The following is a 24,476-nucleotide window of genomic DNA, read 5'->3' as shown; positions in this document are numbered from 1 at the left end:
CAACGCTGATAAGACATACAAATACGATTTGTCAAACGCGAATGCTGCAATTGTTGGTGTTACAGGATTGACTTTAACTGCCGATCAAGTTTCTGCAACAGGTACTCAAAGTGCCACTGATGTCAAGATTGGTAAGTTTGCTTTCGGTGTAGGTGACAATGCACGACTTTCTGGAGAAGCTATTACCTTCAATAAAGACGCTAATCAAATTAGTTTCAGCGGTAGCAACATCAGCGCACTTGTTGGTAACGGCGCCAGCACCACCGATACCAGCGATGACCAAGGCTTGTCTCTATTAGGTGCAACACTTAGTGTCACTCTCAACGCTGATAAGACATACAAATACGATTTGTCAAACGCGAATGCTGCAATTGTTGGTGTTACGGGGCTAACCCTTGAAGCTAAGGGTGTTAGTGCGTCGGGCGACAACACCAGCACCAATGTCAAGGTAGGTAAATTTGACTTTGGTGTTGGTAATAATGCAAGACTTTCTGGCGAAGCGATTACCTTTACTAAAGATGCTAACCAAATCAGCTTTAGTGGTAGCAATATCAGCGCATTAGTCGGTAACGGTGCCAACACAATTGATACCACGGATGACCAGGGATTATCTCTATCAGGCGCAACACTTAGTGTTATTCTCAACACTGACAAGACTTATAAGTTTGACCTGACAAATGCTAACGCTGCACTTGTTGGTGTTACAGGACTAACTCTTGACGCTAAAGGAGTTAGCGCGTCGGGTGACAACACCAGCACGCTAGTCAAAGTAGGTAAATTTGACTTTGGTGTTGGTAATAATGCAAGACTCTCTGGCGAAGCGATTACCTTCACTAAAGATGCTAGTCAAATTAGTTTCAGTGGTACTAATATCAGCGCGCTTGTAGGTAACGGCGCCAGTACCACCGATACTACAGATGACCAAGGTTTGTCTCTATCGGGTGCAACACTTAGTGTCACTCTCAACGCTGATAAGACATACAAATACGCTCTGTCAAACGCTTCGGCTGCAATTGTTGGTGTTACAGGATTGACTTTAACTGCCGATCAAGTTTCTGCAACAGGCACTCAAAGTGGCACTGATGTCAAGATTGGTAAGTTTGCTTTCGGTGTAGGTAACAATGCACGACTTTCTGGAGAAGCTATTACCTTTACTAAAGACGTTAACCAAATTAGTTTCAGCGGTACTAGTATCGAGGCGTTTGTTGGTATTGGAGCAGATACAGCTGATACTCAAGATGATGTAGGGGCAAAACTCAGTAATGCTGCATTTAGCTTTAACCTCAACCCTGATAATACTTACAGCTATAACATTACTAATGCAGATATAGCGCTCGTTGGCATAGATTTATTCAATTTCTCTGGTAAAGCTAGTGCTATTGGAGATCAGAACAAAGTTAGTCTCCAACTAAACGACCTCAACTTATCAGTTTCTGACTATGCAAGGGTCAACGGTAACTTTAGCTTTGATGTCACCTCAAATAATGGCGCCCAATTCATTAACTTAAGCGCTACTAATGCATCCGCATTCGTTGGTATTGGCGCCAGCACCTTAGATGAAAAAGATGATGTGGGTCTCAAGCTCAGTAGCGTTAATGGTGGCTTACAACTACAGAAGAGTCAGGATGGTAAGAGCGCTATTGCTTACAGTCTATTAGGTGATGTCGCAATTGTTGGTGTCAATGGCTTAACCCTCAAAGGCAGTGTCGCTGCCCAAGCGAATAAGACAGGTGCAGATGTCACTATCAGTAATACCACCATTGCCGCTGGTGTTAATCAAGTCAGCGGTACAGGTCTGGAATTAAGCATTGCTGACCTGACGAGCCTCAAGGGTGATGTCATATTTAATATCCGTGAATCCGATGGAGCAATAGTAGCAGCAGGTAAAAACCTATCGGCATCGGTGAAACTATCGGATGGTTTAGAAGGTGGTTTAAGTGATGGCACCTTGGGGATGGTAATGTTCGGTGGTGGACGCTATGCCCTCCAAGGAAGTGGTAAAGCGAACCTAGCACTGGGAGCTGATTTACAATTTACAGGCGATTTGGGTATAGAAGTTAACCGCACTGGTAAAATCGTCGATGAAAAGATTCAAATCGGCAACCAAACTGTAGCAGTTAACTTTGTCAGTGCTAGCGATATCACCCGCTTCAATGCCTCGAACTTAGATATGCTCCTAACTCAGGCTATTAAAGATGCCCTGATTAGCGGCGCCGATAAGTTAATTGACCTCAAAGCTAGCTTGACACCTAAATACGCCAAAGATGGCACATTAATTTCCGAAAGCTTGCTGTCTAAATCATTGCCAGGTACTAATGCCACCATTGATAGCATTTTAGGAATTAGCACCTATCTCTCCCTTGGCGATTCAATAAAAGGTTATATTTCCCCCACCACTGCTAACCAAAGTACTCCACAGACCTTACAAGGATTAATCAAACAATTACGAACAGCTTGGTTGCCTACCCTACCTATCGCCAAAGGTCTTGATTTTGTTATCGGTCAAAGTGGCTTCTCGCTATCCTATGCAAGTGATAGTAAGTTTAAACGAAATATCGGTTTATCGCTCGACCAAGAAGCTAATCTATTTGGTTTGGAATTAGAAGGTCAAGCAAATGTTGAATTTGGCGTTGATTTGGGTATCAATTTTGACCTTAGCTTCGACTGGAAGAAATTTACTTCTAACTTTAACCTTAATAAACTTTCCTTCAAGGCGACTGCTGCGGCAAATGATATAGTTCTGGGTGGTTATTTTGGTCCAGTTGGTTTAAGCATTGGTTCCAATGAAGTTGGTAAAGAGAAAGGTAAGGCATCTCTAAGCCTCGGTGGTAGCATCTCTTATGTAAATAGCGAATTTAAAGTCAATACCAACGACAACCGTATTGATGTTGTCCTCCCCGTGTACGCAACTTTGGCAGGTAACGATTTATCGGGTGGAGCAGCACCAGCCAAGGCATATCTAGAAGGTCAATTATTTGGCGGTACTGGCGTTAAATTCCGTCACGAGAACTTTGATAAACTGCTTAACTTCCGCAGCTTCGGCATTGGCGATGTACTGGTGATGTTTAAAGATTTGGTGGGCTGGGCGCAACAGTACCGTGAATACGACATTATGCAAACGGAGATTCCGTTTGTAGACCTCTCGCTCGGTAGTGCCCTTGATTTTGCAACTGCCATCAACGATAACGTTCTCTCGAAGATTGATTTTTATCGTCCACGGGTAGATTTGATGTCGGGTGTAGGTGCTGGAATTAGCGGTGGTAAGTTGACGGCATCGGGTGCAAACTTTGGTAGCAATTTAGCAGGCAAGTTTGTAACGATCAACGGCGCCTCCTACCAAGTTAAGTCGGTAGAAAATAGCACTACTCTCGTTATTGATAGTAGCGCCGATGTAAGCATTACAGGCAAGGACTTTGTAGTCCACGAGAAGCGCCAACTCCTCCGCACATACCAGGAATTAATAGTAGCAATTAACAACTCCGGTATCTTACCGTTGAGTGTGCCGCTAACCTACGACCCAATTAAAAATGAGCTTGTAATACCGTTTAGCTTCCGCAAAGACCTACCGGTGCTGAACAACCAACCGCTAAACTTGGGACTTGATTTAGGTGATGTGGCATCGCTTTCTACCAGTGCCAAAACCTCAATTAACGCTGGTGTTGATGGGCGCATGGATTTTGTCATCAACTTTGGCACAACTCCTGGTAGTCAAGGTGTCAATCTATTTATCGACAATGTAGAACTCAACGGTCGGGCAAGCTTAGAAGTTACAGATTTGGAAGTGGCGGCGAAACTGGGCTTTGTCGGCTTAAAAGCAGGTGGAATTGGTACAGGCTCAGGGGTAAGAATGGCTGCCTCAGTCTCAACTGGTCTCGATCGTGACCCGAATACAGTCACTCCAGGCGACCGTCGCTTTAGTTTTAGCGACCTAATGAGTGGCGACCTCCTCAAGTCGTTCTACTTCAAGTTGGACGGTGATGCCCAAGCTAAACTAAAGGGTCTCAAGGTCAATGGTGGTTTTGGCGATATCTCCATCGCGCCGAACGCCGAACTATCGGTTTACGTACCTACACTGACTAAGTTTAAAGCTGGTGTACAAACTGTAAACCAACCAGTTACTCAAGCATTTGACCTCAAAGCAGCCATCGCCAGTGGTAAGGTCAAAAACGAAGGCATTGTTGTAGTAATGCCCGATGTATCTGACCTCCTCAGCCTCAAGAACCTCAGCTTTGAGACGGTTATTCAGGGTGTGCGTGCGGGTATCGACTTTATGAGCGATTCCTTAGCAAATGAATCGTTCTACAACACACCTATTCCAGTTATTAATCGCTCGTTAAGCGAAACCTTTAATTTCCTCGATAGTCTGGCAGCCAAGCTAGAAATCGCAGCGAAAAATCCTGCTGGCATGATTCAGGAAGTTGAAAATACTATCGAATCTGCTCTCGGTATTAACGATAACAACTCCTTGGCTGCTGACCAGCAGAAATTCTCTCTCTCCCTCGCGAATGGCGCCTTAAATGTCCGCTTTAATTGGGAAGCAGTATTCTCTGATAAATTTGACTTCAACCTTGATTTAGACACCTTTAAGCAACTATCTGGCAATGTTGGTGCGGCGGCACTTGATGCGATTGATGCCCTAGCCGACCTCAAAGGTGGTGGTAAGCTAACCCTAGAAGCGATAGCCAAACTCAACTTTGATATTGGCGTTGACCTGAACAGTATCCTTCAAGGCAGTCCCAAGATTTTCCTACGAGACTATAACGCCCAAACAGGCAAGGGTACTCACGCTCAAATTGGCGCCCGTCTTGTTGGTACTGGACTAGATTTAGACTTCAAAGCAGGTCCAATCAACATTGGTATTGATAACGGTACTGTCGTACTTGATGCAGATGGTAAGGCTGATACCAAAGACTACGCAGGTCTATTAGTTGCAATTGACCAAAAAGCAGGTGCGTTAACTGACGACGGATTATTCTACATTGGAAAGGAATCCTTTAAGGACAACTTACAAGTCAAACTTCAAGGTGCCTTTGATGTCAACTTGCCAGTACGGATGGAAATAGCTGGTGCTGACTTCAAACTTAGCCCAATCCAAGTTAAAACCAACCCAGTCTATGGTGACCAAGGCTTAGTACAATTGTTTAAACATTTGGCTAAGTCTGCTGACAAAGGACAGCAAGACCCCCTCGTCATGAGCTTCCCAGATATTCGCGGCGAGTTTGCGAAACTGGGTGGTCAATTCTCACTGCTTGGCTTAATCAACGACCCATCGTTTATTCTCGATAGCGTCGATACTGCAGTAGGTACGCTACAAGATGTCCTCAGTTCCAATTTAGCGCAGGATATCCCGCTGATTGGCGATAAGTTAGGTGACGCGGCTTCGTTCCTACGGGATATGCGCCTGGGTATATTGAGTGACCTACGTAAGAAATTAAGCGGCAACGGTAAGGCGATTGAGTTTATCCGTGAAACCTTATACAACATTCTTGGTCCCGATAAACTCAACATCCTACTTGATACCAACAAGGACAGTCGTATCTCTATTGACGACGTAATGGTGGGTTGGTACGACAAGTTTGGTAACTTGATGCAAAATTGGCAGGTTGGCGGCGCCTTAGTAACTGGAGCAGACGCAATCCAATTTGATATGGATTTGGGTGGAAGGTTAGTAGGTACAGGTATAAACTTACCGCTTGACTTCAGTATCCCTGGCTTTAGCCTTGATATAAATGGTGGTTTTGCACTCGATATTGGTTGGAAATTTGACTTCGGCTTTGGCTTTAGTCTCCAAGATAGTTTCTATCTTTCTACCAACAAAGATGGTAGTAAACCAGAACTTGAAGTTGGTATCAAAGCTTACTTAGACGGTAGCCCCACTGACCCCAATGTCATCACTCCTTTTAGTGGAGAAGGTAAGTTGTTGTTCTTTAAAGCCAACATGAAGGACAATAACCCAGGTGGTAAAGCCAGTGGTATATACGGTGGGCTATCGCTTGACCTTAAAGGTGACAGTCGCGGTCGGATGGCGATGGGACGTATCCTCTCAGGTCGCACTAAAGACTTATTTGGTATCAGTTTTGGGGTCGATACCAAGTTAGACATCGGCATGACCCTAGAAATAGATGGCGCCAAAGGACTGCCAAGGATAGGTGCCGACCTAGAGTTTGATTGGAGTTGGAAACTAGGTCAAAAAATGATGGCTCCCAGCTTTGGTCTGCGTAATATGCGGATTGACATGGGTAGTTTCGTAAGCGACTTCTTGACACCTATAGCTGAGAAAGTTCGCGATGCCCTTAAACCAATGGAGCCGTTGATTGATGTTCTCGATGAGAAAATAGCTGGTTTAGATAAGCTTATTCCTGATGACCCCACCCTCAAGGGATTAATCAATAAAATCATGGTGCTGAAGGGTCGCAAACCAATTGATTGGAGTTTCATCACCGAAGCCAAGCAAATGCTCAAGTTGGTAGACCAAATTGCCTCCTTAAAAACAGGTGAATGGCTCCCATTAGGTAGCATTATGGGGCTGGGCACCAATAATGTTCAAACGGTAGCGGCTACCAATGTTCCCCAGTCCACCGAGGTTGATCAATTCCTCGCAGCAAATACCCGTCAAGCTGGTTCTGTAAATAAGAGTTCTGGAACAAACAAGACACCTCGCTCTGGCTTCCGAATTATGGAGTACATCAAGGATATCTCCAATTGGAAGAATATTATGACTGGGGGAAGCGCAACACTGTTTACATACGAACTACCCTTGTTAGAGTTTAGCGCTGACTTTGATGCACTACTAGCAGTAATTCCTTTAGTTCCGACTCCAGCTACAGTTAATGTTTCTGCTAGAGGTAGCTTTAGTGCCAAAGCTGATTTAGGTTTTGGCTACGACACCTCCGGTATTCAAAAAGCAATTAAGTCTAAGAACCCGCTGGATGCTTTTGATGGCTTCTTCCTGACAGACTTTACCATTCCTACCCAGAAGGGTGTGAAGCCAAAAGAAAAGGATGAGTTTACTGTTGATGCTTATTTAGGTTTAGAAGCCGCTCTGGCACTAGGCATTCTTGAAGCAGGTATCGGTGGTGGTATTAAGGTCAAGATGGGTGTTGATTTACAGGACATTTCTAAACCTAAGCTTACTAAAGATGAGTTAGGGTTTGTGACAAATCAAACCTGGGAGAGTGATGGCAAGATTCATCCTTCGGAAATTGCCACAATGTGGAGCTATGACCCCAACAATGATGGTCAAGCAGGGGGTATTAAGAACTTGGCAAACGTCAAGACCGAGGTAGACTTGTTGATCAATGCCTTTGTAGCTCTGAATTTATTCGTTGGCAAGACTCGGATATTAGACGTTAAGTTGATTGAAGCCAATTTGCTCACGTTAGAGTACAAGGCGCCTAATGTGCAGCCTCACTTAGGAAAAGTCGAAAATGGTGTGCTGTACCTCAATAGCGGTAGCCGCTCTAGTCTCCGTAAATATGGCGACACTACAGATAGGAGTGAAACATTTACCCTATACGGGCAAGGCGACAAAGTTTATGTTGAATTTGAGGATTATTATCAGGAATTTACAGGGGTAACTAAAGTTGTTGCCGATGGTGGTGCAGGCGATGATACCTTCGATGCAACTCGTTTATTTGGCATTGGGGTTGAGATTACTGGTGGCGCCGGCAAAGATACTATTCTCCTTGGTACTGGCGGAGGTATCGCTGACGGTGGCGATGGTGATGATGTACTCGATGCATCGGTTTCTTGGCTTCTCGACACTAAAGATGCTCGATACCAGCAATATCGCAACACCTTTAAAGGTGCAACGTTAATAGGTGGCGCAGGAAGAGATAAATTAACTGGCAGTATTGCCAATGACGTGCTGCGTGGTGGCATTGGCATTGATAATCTGTCTGGTGGTGAAGGTGATGATACTTACCTATTTGAGGATGACTTTGCACTTGATAGAATCAATGACAATGAAGGTAACAATACCCTTGACTTCTCGCTAGCTACTAAACAACTCAATGCTACTGTCAATGCCCGTGGTTTTGCCGTCACTCAAGGTGAAGGAAACGAAATTAAGGGTAATTTGACCTTTAATCGCCTAGTTATGGGTGGCGGTAATGACCTAGTAAACATTACGGACTTTGGCAACCGTACTATCTTTATCGACGACAAAGGCGGTAACGATACTTACTTCGTGCGCTTGGGCCGCGCGCAAGGTTCCGGCGCAGATAGCATCATCAACTTGAATGATACGGCAGGAGATTTTGATGAGGTTATCGCCGAGCAGATGATGGTAGATGCAATTGCTCTCAACCAGAACCAGCTTCGCAACGGTCGTGAGATTCTCAACTACACCAGTGGCTTAGACCGCCTCACGCTCATTGGTCGAGCAGGTAAGGTAGATGGCACAAATATTCTCGATTTTGGTGGTAATGTCACGCTAAACAACACTGACAACAACGGTATATCTCGCAACAGCACCACTGATGTCAGGGTCGTTGCTTCCCAGGCTAACTTCCAAAGTCAGATTAATGCCGATGCGATTATCGTAGAAACCCTCAAGAATATTACAGTCACCAAAACCCTTAACGCAGTACAGAATGGTTACGTAGATTTACGTACCTATGGTGATAAGTCTAATATTCTCCTTGAGTCTAATATCAAGGTTTCTACAGGTGAGAGCGAAGATGGAAAAGGCAGCGGTTGGGTACGGTTGATAGCCGCAGATGGTGCGATTATTAATTCCAACGCCTCTAGCATTGTTGGTAGTGATAGCCACTTAATATTGAAAGCGAAGAACGGTATTGGCAGCGACAAAGCCGCCCTATTAACAGAAGTCGGAACATTAACTGCTGCAACATCACTCCACGGGACAGGCAATATCGTAATTGAAGAAGTCGATAGCTTAAAACTTACTAACTTAGAAAAGACAGCAACGGTTGTTAACAAAGGACTAACAATTCCTACTGTTAGCGTCACACCTGCTTGGATGCAGAAAAATCAATGGGTAACATCACTAAGTGACGACTGGCGCAGTTTGATCACAGATGGTAATGAAACCTATGCAGTTGCTGCGGGTAATGGCGATATTAGCCTCACCCTCAAGAAAGCTGATGCCTTATTGAGCCTCGATAGCGGTAGCTTGGTAAACCGTAAGGCAGGCGGTAATATTACGCTAACAAGCGATGATATCAACTTCCGCAGTGGTATCAACCAGGTACAAGGTAGTGGCAATCTTACCATCCAAGCTAACCAAATGGCATGGCAATATCGTTTAGGCGGCGCCGCTGAGAATGCTTGGGGTGAAGATTTGATTGACCTTAACCTTGAAGATGCCATCCCAGCGATGGAACTTTCTAACCGTGATTTAGCTGCCTTAGCCGATGGCTTTGCTTCCGTCACTATTGGGCGCCGAGATGCAGGTAACAAGATGGTCTTGGGTGATATCTTCAAAGGTGATATCGTTCGCGTTGGTACCGATAGCGTAACTCGCCCTCGTAAAGCATTTGCAACACAACCAGAATTCCGCGATACTACAATCCTACTAACAGATGAGTTAGACGTATTCGGTGATGTACGTGCAACTGGCGAAAGTTTGACAGTTAAAGCAAACAATGCAGTAGTTAGAAGACAAAACCAATATATGGTTCCTGGTGCCGGTATTACAGCTGGTAAACTCCAGGTTAATATCGCAGAACAAATCACAGTCAGTGGCTGGCTACGGGCAACCGAAAGCATCAATATAAAAGCTGGTCAATTAATCAGTGATATCGGTAGCGATATTACTATTACCCAAGCTGGTGGTCGCATCGATAGTACTACTACCGACTACACCAAGATTGCTGGTTTAGTTGAAGCAAAAGGCGCCTCCTCACAAGCGAATCTTTACGCAGCTACTAATTTAACTGTGATGGAAGGTGGTATAGTAGCTGCCCGTGATCAAGAAGGACAAATTAATATTGGTGCAGGTAAGGTTGTCACAATTGAAGCTGGTGGTGCTGTCACCGCAGGTGCCCGCTTCGATGATGTTGACGGCAAACCAGTAGCAGTTAAGACTGGTGACGGTGCAGATGTACGGATTATTTCGCCTCATGAGTTAGTAATTAAAGGCACTGTTACTTCTAGCGACCAAATGTTGCTATCTGCGGGTACACCTCTAAACAGTTACTACGATAGCTACTTTAGTAACTTACCTACTGACAGTAGAGGCAATGACCACTATCTCAAACAAATTGGCGAAGACAAATTTAGTATCCTGCTAACTGGTACATTAACCAGCCTTGCGGATAATACTACCCTTGATTTAGCAGCTAAAGACGACATTATTATTCGCGGTAACATCAACGTCTTTGGTCAAAACTCGAACCTGAATGTGCGTTCGGAAGGTTGGATTTACCACGAAGGCATGATGGATGTGCAAAATAACATCACCATTAAAGGTGGATTTGATGCTGAAGATAAATTAACAGGTGGCGCCAATAGCGAAGGCTCAAGTGTCTATGTCCACACTACATCTCGTACAAATACGAAGCAGGCAGGTAGTAAGATACTCATCGAAGGTACGAAAGATGTAGACATCATGGGCGCCGTTGTTGCTGGTGGTACCATTGGTGAAAATGGTGTAACTTGGGCAGGCAATGACTCAGAAGTAATAGTTATCGCAGGTGAGCAAGTATATCTAGATTCAGGTTTGCTTGGCTCAAGGTCGGTAACAGTTCGCGGCGGAATTGGCGGCGCTGATGATAGAGGTCTAGGTGTACTAGTAACAACCGCAGGTGGTGTTACCGCAGGTGGTTACGCATCTGACAACAGTGGCGGTACCATCAACATCTTCAGTGATAGCAACCTAGAAATAATGGGTACCTTGGTATCCGCTGGTAAGCTGTTGCAAGAATTTGATGATAACGGCAAACTCAAGAAACAAACCATTGACTGGTCAGGTAATAACGGTAAAATCCGAGTTGAAGCAGAAGGACAAGCCTTTATTGGTGGCAATACAACTAATAAACAGGGCCAGGCAATTCAAACCGGTGGCTATTTATTCGCAAGTGAGCGCATCGAAGTAGTTGGTAAACAAGCTAACGGTACAGGTGTATTTGTTCAAGCAGCCAGTGAACTTGTTACCCATAACGCTAATAGCTCAATCTTTATTAAGTCGAGTAGCGATGCTGATGTCCAAGGGTTATTGTTACCTGGTGGCGAAATTAATCAAGTTCGCGATTTAGATGGGGTATATCTAGGACGTACTGTCACCCACTTCAATGGAGATTCAAGCATCCGTATCGAAGCTGATCACCAAATTCGTATCGGTCTAGATATGCGCGCGGGTAAGCAAATTGACTTAGTTGGTGGCAACGACCCGTTAGAACCAAATCCCGCTAATGGTTCTATAAACCACTCTGGCAAGGGCATTGTATTATACGGTTCCACTCGTCTGGAAACATGGCGCCAAAATAGCCAAATTAATCTTAATGCTCCCGGTCGCGTCGATATCTTGGCACCTGCACATACGAATGAAATTAAAGCTACAGGTTTTGCACAACGAGCTAACGGTCAACTCAGCGACAATGTTTCCCTCAAGATTTACATCAACAAAGTTGACTTTGAGGTAGAAGCAACCGTTACCCTCAAAGCTAGTGATACAGCAGATAATAAGACCATCGAAAACTTGATGGCAGATTTACAAACAGCCATTGATACAGCTAGCTGGAAAGTATTGCGCTCTAACAACGCTAACTACACCGTCGGAAGCAACTACACTCCATCGACAACCGACCCCGACTTGAAAGTGAAGCTCAACAACGGTAACTTCTTACTAGCAGGCGCCTATGAATTCAAGCTTCTTCAATCTGGCTCTAGCAATGCTAACTTGCTTGGCTTTACCAACTTAACAACTGACCTTACCTCCTCACTGCCTTACACTATAAGCGCTAAAGAATTAGGGTCTGTAGTTTCTATCGGCGCACCAGCCGGACCAAACGGCAAGCTTTATATCGCAGGTAAAGTCTTAGCACACGATGCTATCAAACTTTACAGTGGCACATCTCCTGATGGAAAAGATATTGAGCTTGATGCTAGTGGTAAACTCGAAACTATTAATGGCTCGATCGCGATAAACGTTGGTAAGTTCGGGGTTATTAAAGGTGATATTGTTGCAGGTGGTATCGGTTCCGATATTACACTCTCCGCAGAAAACACCCTTGAACTACATGGCAGCTTAACAACCAATGACGAAATTACACTTAAAGCTGGCACTGTTATCACTCCTGGGGAAACCAGCATCGAGACCTTTGGTACGAGTCGCATTGATGCCCGCAAAGTTAGCATCACAGGTTTAAATAATGTCATTATCAATAGTTCGATAGGCGAACAAAGCAACCGTCTGCAAACAATTGATATTAGCTCCACTGAAGGCAAGCTAACAATTGAGCGTGTATCCGGACGCATTGTAAGTAATGCTACTCTCAACCTCCAAGGTAAGGATATTGATGTCTTAGGTGTAGTTCGTAATACTGCTGCTGATGGCAATTCTGCAACTAAGGAAGTCATTATTAAGGCAACCCGCAACGCAAACCTAATGACTGATTTAATCAGCGAAGGTTCAGTATTAATAAAAGCAGGTGATAGTATCGCTATTTACAACGGTCAAGTTGTCGTAAAAGGTACTGGCGAAACCCTTAGCTTGATACAGAACAATACTGGTGGTCAAATTAACCTTGGTCGCACCATTGGCATCGACGGCAAGCTACAGCAACAAGGCGCGTTGTTAACAGCGATTGATGGTGTAGACATTCAAGGTACAGGAACCGTCAACATCAACGCAGGTGTACAAATTTTCACTAGTGGCGCCAACAGCAAGTTAAATGTAGCGGGTGGAACAATTAACTTAATTGGTTCGTTGCAAGCAGGAGCAACAATCCAAAATAACCAAGTTAGCTGGACTGGTAAACAATCGACAGTCAACGTTACCGCAACCGATGCAATCATTATCGGTGGCATGGGCGCCAATGAAAGTGGTCAACTAGTCAAGCGGGGTGGTTCTATCGAAGCGACAGGCGAAATTAATATCAACGTTCAAGGTGGAGCAAATCAACTTGACTTAAGCTTGTCTGCGGAAAGCTTCCTCAAAACCAACACCATTGATAACATTCCTAGCCGTATCAATATCAACACCGTCAAAGATGCTCAAATATTCGGTGCCATTCAAACCATCGATAAAGGTTCCGACATCAGCATCAAAGCTCAAGGGTTGTTGTTAGTCGATGGTTACATCAAAGCAGACGATACATTAACTCTTGATGGTGGACGTAATGCTAATGGTTACGGTTTAATTGTCAGACCATTGCGCTACCGCGACTCTCAAGGACGTTTAATTGATGCAAACAGCTTCTATATTGATGCCTTGGGTAACTTCGTCGATGCTACAGGTAATCTTCTTGCTGCTGGCACCAAACCTGTATCAAGTACTGATAGCAACCTGAAGCGTGAAAGCGGTGGTACGCTCGATACTAACGATGGTGGTACTATATCCATCGCTGCCGAAGAAAATATCCTTCTCGAAGGCGCCGTTGCTCCAATGCAGGAATTAAGCGCATCAGTGATTGGTGTTCGTTCCAATACTGTTACCATTAACAGTCGCAATGGTGATGTCACAGTTACAGGTATGGTTGGCGCCCGTAATCAAATTGGTATCACAAGCAAGAACCTCAATATTATTAACGAGGCTAAAGTTAAGACTTATAGCGACGGTAGCTCAATTAGTCTCCAAGGTTCAGAGCGAGTTCTCGTGACTCGCAGTAGCGTAATGGAAAGCCGCGCAGCAGTTGAAACCAAGGGCAACCTGAATGTAACAGGGCGTGAACTGTGGATTGATGGCTTCCTCAGAGGTAATAAAGTACTATTAAATGCTGACGATAAAGCGGTTATTACTGGAAAAGTCCGCTCCGAAACCAATATTGATGTACGCGCTGGGGTTGACCTCTCTTGGAATGCTACCAAACTTCAAGGTGTACTCACCCGTGCTGACCTTAATGGTGGCGATATTCTCCTAAGTCTCGATGGTTTACTTGATGCAGCAGGTAAAGTAACCTTACTTGCAGGTGGTAACGTCAGCATTGATGCAGCATCCGCACTACAAGCAGGTACAAAAGCTGCTGCTGCACCATTTCTCTCACAAAAACCGATAGAAATAACGGTTGTCACGGGTACTTATCAGGTACAAGATCCAAACAATCCTACTATTTCCGTCCCAGTCATCAACTGGATTCCCACCACTGTTACCGAGCAAGTTGGCTTTGACGAAGTACGGGTAGGTAGCGAGTTCTTCACGATGGATGTTACCCTCACCCAGGATGGCTACTGGAACGAAACTACGAAAACCAAGCGTGAATGGTTTGTTAACAAAGTTGACTACAACGTTAACAGCGTTGACTGGGGTAGCGCTGTTAAACCCGCAGATGACCACAACTTCAACGACTTGACAGATGCTCAAAGAAATGCAGTACTCAAGTCTCTGGGTTACAGCAAGCTTTATGACTTTAGTTTCAGTAATGCTAAAGCAGAACGGACAATTAACGGTAATCCAACTAGCAACGATATCTACTGGAAACTAACCGAAGCTCAAGAGTCTTTTGAAAACGAGTCTATCAACGGTATAGTTTCCCGCAAAGAATTTATTGGTGGAGGGGATTACAAACAAGGATTTACTAACGGTGTTGACTACGATGTCGATAGCGTAAATTGGGGAACGGCAGGTAAACCAGATGCAAATCATTTGTTCAAGGATCTCACACAAGCTCAAAAAGATGCAGTCGCGCAACACTTAGGTTACGCCAGAGGATATGATTTCACGAAGACTACCGTAGATACTAATATCGTCAACGTTAATATTGACGGCTGGCAGGATAAATACATCAGCTTACCCCAAGGAATGTCAGCAGATGTACTTGGTGTACTGCGAGTAGTTTCTCAAGGTGAGGGTAGGTTACTGAGTGGCGATACTACTATGGATGGAAAATCCAATGGTACATGGGTTTCTGCCCCCACAGGTACGATGGGAGAATTTGTAGGACGCTATAGAGATGAGGCAAATGTTACCTACACCCAAGATAGATCTAACTACTATTTCCCCACAAATGGATATCCTGGTGGATATAATGAACCACACGCTGCAAACGAAGACGGGCAGGGACGCTGGAGTATAGGTTATGTAGGCGGTTCTGGCGAGAGAGTTTTTGATATTGTCAGCAATAGCATTGTTTCTGAGAAAAATCGAGACCCCGACTGGCAACGTGAAGCATCAGCTATAAGAGATGGTATGGATCCATTTAATAACGGTCGCTTTACTCAGAACATTTACGCGAAGGATAACTTCATTCGAGCCTTAGAAAACACAACACAATTCCTCAAGCAAAATTCTTCCACTGTCAGAAGTAACCAACTATCATTCTCCTTCAAGTACTGGGGTGACTGGGAAAGACTCGGAGGATGGTATCAGGATAATGATGATGGTTCCGATAATATGAATGGTTGGGAGGACGATGAGGTACCCACATGGGATTGGACAGACCTAAACCCAGACCACGAAAACATAATGGACGGTGTATGGCATGATAGAGTTGGTGGACTCAATGACCTCTCTGATGACGATCCAGGTGGCTGGCCACGTGTTGGTCTAACTCACGCCAATTTCAACATTTGGAAATCTCAATATCAACATATCCGAACTCATAGCTTGTATACGACCCAATTTGGTGGTGATGACGTAGGTGGCTTTGTTATCGGACGTAAAGAACTGACTCAAAATATTTACCAAGACTGGATGGACTACCAGTATCACTGGGCATCGAAGTGGAACGACATCTATGACAATCGCCAGCAATTCAGCTACCAATGGGTGAGCAAAGCACAGGATATCTTTGATAAGCGTCCTCGCTACGAAACTAGAGACCAACTAACTAAAGTTGTCCTCACTGATATTCAAACGAATTACATCACCAAGCAAATTACACAAAAACAGCTTGTTTGGACAACCGACCGTCTCTCTGGCGACCAAAAAGGATTCGGCGCCTTTGGTAGTGACTCTATCCGTGCGCTGGATAATATCTCTATCGATGCAGGTGGTAATGTTAATGTCAGCGCGAAATTAAGCACCGTTGGTGGCACCATCTCCATCAACGCGGTTGGCACTGCTGATATCAAGGGCAAATTACCCGAAGGTCAAAATAGTAACAACACCATTGCGGCGCCTGCTGTACTCAGTGCCCAAAGAGCGATTACTGTAATTGCAAACCAAGTTAATGTTACTGACCTGAGCCAACTTAATACGAGCAGCACTACGAGCCAAATCACCTTACGTTCCACAACCGACCTCAACTTTGGTGGTGTGGCAATGGCTGGCAGCACAACGGGTAATGGTCAAGTATCCCTCGAAGCAGGTAAAGACCTCAACCTCAGCGGACAAGTAATAGCTGGCACCAGCATTAATGCTAGAGCAGGTTTACAGTCAGGTATCGGCGACATCAACGGTAATGCCTTAACTTATTTAGGAACAGCAAGCAACGGTCAAATTAACCTCACGGCAGGTACTAGCAAGGGCGATATTAACCTCCCAGGTTCTTGGTTAAATAGCAACACAGTGCAGCTGACTGCAACCGCAGGTAGTGTTAATAACTACCAGAGAGCCACCGATGCTAACGGTAACATCACAGCTAATAACGATGGTTTAATTTCCAGCAATACTCTAAATGTCAACGCTAAAAACACTGTTTCTTTGAACCTGAGAACTGGTTTTAGCAACGGCGCCGACCTCGCTACTACTCCTACAGCTACCTCAGCAGTAACAATTAACGCTGCTACTGGTGATGTGAACTTAACTTCCTTCGGTAACATCGGTATCCAGCAAATGACAGCAGGTGGTAACTTCAATCTCACCTCAACAGGCAGCGTAAGCCTTAACAGAGTCACTGCTTCTAATAACATTAATGTCGATGTTCTACAAAGCAGCCTCGCTGTTGGTAGCGTTACCGCAGGAGATACCATCAAGCTCAATGTCCAAGGCAATATCACCAGATTTGGCGGCAGCAATGTCAACGGTCGCTTCCTTGATATCGCAGCAAAAGGCAATATTGACCTCAGTACCGCTGTCTCAGAAATGACAATCGACGGTATGAGCAATGGTACTTTTAACATTGCCAACACCTCTTCTAGTCTAAAAATCAACACCAGTACCTTCGACGGTGGCCTGGTTAATATCACTACTACCGGGGACATAACCTTCGATACTATTCGCTTGCTCACAGATAGAGCAGGTCAAGCAATTAACTTGATAGCTGGTGGTCAAATGAACTTTGGTTTAGTAGATGCAGGTGCCAATTTTGGTACCGCTTCTCTAACTGCGGTCAATGGTAAACTCTCTGCCTTCAAACCCAACGACCAAATAGTTGACGTAATAGCGAAGAATGTCATCACCAAATCTGGACAATCCGTAAGTTTAGAAATAGCCAAACAGGCAAGCGCGTTATCTGCAATTGCTGAAACTGGCGATATCTTGATTGAACGACTTGGTGAAGGCAACAAGGAAGAAACGCTAGTATTAGGCACCCTCATCGCCAAGCAAGGTAGTGTTAAAGTTACCACCAGAGGCGACTTAATCGGAACTGCGGGTATTCAGTCAGCAATTACTGGCAGTATCGAGTTAACGAGTAAAACGGGTGATATTGCGATAATTCCAGATAGCTCGAATACAGTGCTTAAGAGCCAGACTATTAAGCTGCGGGCAACTGGACAAATCAATATTGATACAAATGTTACCCTTGATGCCCAGAACTTAGAACTTGCTTACGGAACAACTGGCATTATTCAGGGTTCTGTCCGACTGCCAAATATCAAAACTAACAACTTAACACTGGAATTAGGTTCAGGTAGCATTATTGTGGCGCCAGAAACCTTTAAATCGCTAATTGACGCAAGTGGTAAACCAATTGCTCTAGATAAAGTCAACCTAGTGGCGCGCGGTAACCAAATCCTCGAAGGCAATTTTGCTGGATACTACAAGTACCGCGATGCCATTACAAATGCTACCTACTACCTCGATAAACCAGAACTAGCTTTAGGCGCCAAGATATACCGTGAAGTCAGTGGCAAGTTAGAGGCATTATCTGCTGCCCAAGTTGATATCCTCAAACTGGCGCCTGTACTTAATACTCTCAGCTACCAAGTACGTGAGGAAATGAGTGGTCGCTACATCTTCATCGGTAACGATGGTCGTGAGTACTATAAAGACCGGGTGATCGATGATCCAAACACACCGGATGCGAATAAAGTTTACACCCGCCAAAATGCACAAGGATTGTATGCTTACACAGTTTTTGCTCCAAGTGAAACTAAAGATGCAAATGGAAATTCCGTAGTAGTTGGTTATACGGTTGTTTACACAACAGAGTCAGATTACAAGAAATTCATCGCCCAAAACCCGCAGTACGAGGATGTACAAATTAACTTTACCGAGGTGCAAAACCCTGCATCCTTAAATCTGCGAGCCAAGATGCAGGAAGAATTAGCTGGTAGTATCCAATTAGTCACCCCAGTAGGATTATTGAAAAACGAGCGTTCTGGATTCCCAATGCTGGCAGACTCTATAACCCTGAAAGCACAGCGCGACTTAGGCAACATTAGCTTCAAAGATATCATTGGAACCGATGTTGAAATTTCTACTGGTGACAACCTTGATATAATTGGGGCGCCGACTGTAGCACGAAACTTAAAGGTATCTTCTAATGGTTACTTCGATGCCCAAGGTCGCTTTATCGGTGGTCGCATTACTACTGGTAAGGAAAAAATAGTTGTAGACAATGCTTTCGTTGAGAGAGACGTTATCCTCAAGGCTTCTGGTTTAGAACTTGCTGCCTTTAACGGAATTGATGTTAAGACCGATGTGCAACAACTCAAAGCAGCAATTATAGACAGAGGCGATATTACCATCAGTGAGGCTAATTCGATTGCCCTAACTGATGTCTCAGTCAAGCAAGGAAACCTGACAATCTCCACTGTCGATACAAACGCCGTCATGACTATTGGCAAGGTGGAAGCTGGTAACAGAGTTAACATCAAAACTGGACAAATATACAGTGCTGCGAGCGATGGTGTTGTTGACTTAAGTGGTGAAAGTTTAACTGTCCAAACAACTCAAGGTATCGGTACAGACAACGCATTACTAGAAACCTCAGTTAAGAATGTAAGTGTTATCTCAGGTGGCGCCGCTAACCTCAGCAACTACGGTGCGTTGACTGTCGATAGTGTAACTGCTGGCGGTGGTGTCCAGGTAGAAACCCATAGCCCCTTAACTATCGCAGGCACCGTATCAGCAGGTGGTAGAATCCGCTTGCAGTCGGGTGATTCTCAAGGAAGCGGCGATGATTTGACGATTAGAGCGAATGTAACCACAATAAGTGGCAACATTATCCTTAATTCGGGCGATAACCTCTCAATTGCTGAAAATGCCTTGATTGTGGCGCCGGGTGAAATTACCATCCAAGGTGACTTTAATAACCAGGACTTTGGAGTTGGTAGCACCATTACTCTTAGCGGTACTATCAAGAGTATCGGTGTAACAATTAACAGCGGAGATGACAGTGATGTTATCAACATCGATGGCAGCCTTATTAACTACTCAGCAACTGGTATCCTCACCACTGTAATTAGGTCGCAAAACGGTAACGATATTATTAACTTGGGCAATAAGTACAAAACCCTCAACAACATTGCGGGTTCAATAGATATCAATACCAGTGATGACTTTGATACCTTAAATATCGAAAACAGCGGCAACCCGTTAAACAATAACCTCAAGGTAACGGTAGATAGAATCTCCGGTTTAGCGGGAATGACTGGTGATATTACTTACTTCAGGGTTGAAAAAATTAACATTAACCTAGGTTCCGGTAATAACTTACTCAATATTGCTTCCGATATTACCGCCGAAGTTAACGTCAACTCCGGTAGTGGACAAAACACAATCTTGATGGACTATGCCAACAAGACGGAAGCATTCGACCTAGTTCTTGATAATGGTGTGATTACAGGCTTTACAGGTGCGGGGAACCTACAATACACTAACTTCCAGGCAATTGATGTTAGGTTGGGTACAGGTGACGACAAGTTCACAGTCAGGGACACCAGCTTTACACAGAAGATTTCGGTAGACGCAAGTGCTGGTTACAACGAGTTAATAGTTGATATCGCGCGCGAAAGCAAGAGCCGTAACGAAACCGTTAATATTGGTCAAAACAATATCTTTGGTTTGGGACTTGATCAACGCTTCACATACTCAGGTATGAAGGAAATCGATGTCCAGTTAGGTTCCGGCGCCGACAATATTAACTTGGTCAACAATTTTACTGGCAAGCTCAACTTTAATACTGGTATCGGTGCCGACACCTTAGTTTTAGAAAAGACTGTGGGTATTACCAACATCGGCACCCAAGAAGGCGCCGATATGGTATTCATCAAGACGATTAGTGCCGCAACCTCAGTTGATACTGGTGCTGGTAATGACTATATTGAGGTCGCGAACAATATCAACACTGTCGATAGCATTGCTGCCTTGCTAACTGTCAGTGGTGGAGAGGGTCAAGATTACTTAACAGTCAACGATTCTGGTGATAGCGATAACAGTAGCCTGACTTTAACCAACAATACCATCAGGGGTCTAGATTTAACTGCTGGCATTAACTACAGCCAACTGGAAATGCTCGATATTCTAATGGGTTCTGGAAACGATACCATTAAAGTTGAAAGTACCCACCAAGGAATTACCTACATCTCTACAGCTGCTGGCAGCGATACTGTAGACGTGGAAACAACAGGTGGGGAAACAAACGTTAAACTCGGTGCTGGTGACGACACTATAAATATCAGGAACCGCAACAAACAACTCGATGATATTGCTGGCGCCCTGATTGTATCGGGTGGTATGGGTAACGATACACTAAATATCGATGATTCTGGCGATACCAAAGACAATACAGCCATCCTTAACGATACCCTACTGGTTGGTTTGGGAATGAATGGCGAAATTAATTATGGTAACTTTGAGAACCTAGATATCAAGTTTGGTTCCGGTAGCGATATCCTGAGCATTGAAAGTACCCATCAACAAAGAACTGATATCAGTATGGGTATCGGCAACGATACAGTGATTGTCGAAAGTATTGTAGCTGATACTAAAATTGACCTTGGCACCAATGATGACACAATATATATTGGCAACATCAACCAGCTAGCTGATAATATCTCAGCAGTACTGACCGTAAATGGTGGTATGGGCAGCGACAGTATTATCGTTGATGACTCAGGTGATAAGCAGGATAATACAGCCATCCTCAATGACACCTTAATTACTGGCTTCGGTATGAATGGTGCAATTGACTACGGTAACTTCGAGAGTTTAGATATACTGATGGGTTCAGGTAACGACATTCTTAGCATCGAAACTACTCACCAGGGATTAACTTATGTTGATACAGGTGCTGGTAACGACACAGTTAATGTCGAAACCATCTCCGGTGAAACTAATGTTAAACTCGGTGCTGATAACGACACTATAAATGTCGGCAATATTAGCCAACTTGTTGATGATATCTCAGCAACCCTTATTGTCTCCGGTGGTATCGGTATCGATACATTAAATATCGATGACTCAGGTGATACCAAAGACAACACAGCGATTGTCAACGATACCTTAATTACTGGTTTAGGTATGAACGGTGAAATTAACTACGGTAGCTTTGAGAATTTAGACATCTCACTTGGTTCTGGTAGTGATATTGTCAGCGTTGAAAGCACTCACCGAGAATTGACAAATATTAATACAGGTGCAGGTAATGACACAGTAAATGTCGAAAACATCTCTGGTGAAACTAATGTTAAACTCGGCGCCGGAAATGACACCGTAAATGTCGGCAACATCAACCAACTCGTTGATGATATCTCAGCAGCACTGATTGTATCGGGTGGCACAGGTAGCGACATATTAAATATCGATGACTCAGGTGATACGCAGGACAATACAGCTATTATCAATGACACCTTGATTACTGGCTTGGGTATGAACGGTGAAATCAACTACGGTAGTTTCGAGAGCTTAGATGTGGTAATGGGTTCTGGTAGCGACATTCTCAGCATCGAAAGTACTCACCAGCAATTAACATATGTCAATACAGGTGCAGGTAACGATACGGTCAATGTCGAAACCATCTCTGGTGAGACTAACGTTAAACTTGGCGCAGGTAATGACATAGTAAATGTTGGCAATATTAGCCAAAAAGCTGATGATATCTCAGCAGCCCTCATCGTCTCTGGTGGTACTGGTACTGATAACATCAATATCGATGACTCAGGTGATACCAAAGACAACACAGCAATTGTTAATGACACCTTAATTACTGGTTTGGGTATGAACGGTGAAATTAACTACGGCAACTTCGAAAGCTTAGATATAATGATGGGTTCCGGTAGCGACATTCTCAGTATTGAAAGTACTCACCAGCAATTAACATATGTCGATACAGGTGCAGGAAGCGATACGGTCAATGTCGAAACCATCTTCGGTGAAACTAATGTTAAACTTGGTGTCGGCAATGACACAATAAATGTCGGCAATATTAGCCAACTTGTTGATGATATCTCAGCAACACTCATTGTGTCTGGTGGTATTGGTATCGATAACCTTAATATCGACGACTCAGGTGACATTAAAGACAACACAGCCATTGTTAACGACACCTTAGTTACTGGCTTAGGTATGAACGGTGAAATCAACTACGGCAGTTTCGAGAACTTAAATATCTTACTTGGTTCTGGTAGCGATATAGTCAGCGTTGAAAGCACTCACAGTAATGCAACTGAAATTAATACAGGCGCCGGTTATGACACAGTAAATGTTGAAAACATCTCTGGTGATACAAAAGTGGTTCTTGGCACAGATAACGATACTATTAATATCGGCAATATCAACCAACAACTCGACGATATTTCTGCTGCATTAACTGTATCTGGCGGTATGGGAGTTGATAGCCTTAATGTCAATGAATCTGGTGATGTTCAAAATAATATCGGCGCCATTAACGACACCTTAATTACTGGGTTCGGCATGAAAGGTGATATTGACTACGGTAGCTTCGAGGATATGAACGTTGAATTTGGCTCAGGTAACGATATTATTACCATCGGTAGTACTCATCAAAATATGAGTCATATCACTACAGGTGACGGTGATGATATTGTAAATGTCGAAAGTATCGTTAGCGAAACTATCATCAAACTTGGTCAAGGTAATGATACAGTAAATGTCAGAAACACTAGCCAAAAACTCGATGATATCTCTGCAGGACTTATAGTTTCTGGTGGCATGGGTAGCGACACACTAAATATTGATGACTCAGGAGATACTCAAGACAACACAGCCATCCTCAACGACACTTTACTTGTTGGCTTAGGAATGAATGGCGAAATTAATTACGGCAACTTTGAACAACTAAACATTGGTTTCGGTTCTGGTAGCGATATCCTTAGTATCGAAAGTACCCATCAAGCATCAACCACTATCACCACAGGTGCAGGTATCGATATGGTAATCGTGGAAAATATTTCCGGTCAAACAAACATTGATACAGGCGCCTCGGATGATTTAATAAGTGTAGGTAATATCAATCAACAAGTTGATGACATTAGAGCAAAACTTATAATCTCCGGTGGCATAGGTATCGACAGTCTCTATGTTGATGACTCAGGCGATACAAAAAATAACACAGGTGTAGTTAATAAGAATTTAATTACTGGTTTAGGTATGAACGGTGAAATCAACTATCAAGACGTTGAAAACTTAAGTATGCTACTTGGTTCAGGCGCCGATTTAGTTGCTATAGATTCCATCTCAGTTAACACTGACATAGATACTGGCCTTGGCGAGGATTTTATTACTATCAAAGACCTCAGCTTACTGTCGGCTCAACTTATTGTTGATAAACAACATAAGAACTAATAGTTTACCGAGAATTTTCTAATTGCCGATTTGTAGAGACGCGATTTATCGCGTCTCTACATTTATTTTGTTTGTTCATAACAGAATTAACTTTTTTACACGCACCATTCAACTTGCTGTTTGCTTATATCAGTAATTATACGATATCACTAGCCTGAATGGCAAGTAAATTACGTATAAATATCATTGCTAATTGAAAAACTGGATTCAAACTAGATTCCCGACTTCTTAAAGAAATCGGGAATCTGAATAGTAATCAAAATTTAATACTGTGCAGGTTTTGAAAATAGCTCTTCGTGATCCTCCCCGACCCCCTTCCCAAGCTACCGTGTTTAAGAAAATTTACTGATGTCATAATTATACAGTGTTGTTAAAATAACAAAGTGTATAGGTTCACAAGGGTGCCAATATTTAATTCTGTAACATAGTGCCCACTTGGTTT

At 43.8% G+C, this 24,476-nt stretch carries 1 protein-coding gene; it reads left to right on the top strand.

The window, feature by feature from the left end; all coding sequences use genetic code 11:
• Positions 1-28: 28 nt before the first annotated feature.
• Positions 29-24,034 carry a beta strand repeat-containing protein gene (locus AC2JBO_RS16070; protein ID WP_496954655.1) on the top strand — a complete coding sequence of 8,002 codons (24,006 nt, stop codon included), beginning with the start codon at positions 29-31 and terminating at the stop codon, positions 24,032-24,034.
• Positions 24,035-24,476 lie beyond the last annotated feature (442 nt).

It is taken from the genome of Calothrix sp. CBUCES-K 9914 (assembly GCF_059640475.1).
This window is presented reverse-complemented; position numbering and strand designations above follow the sequence as displayed.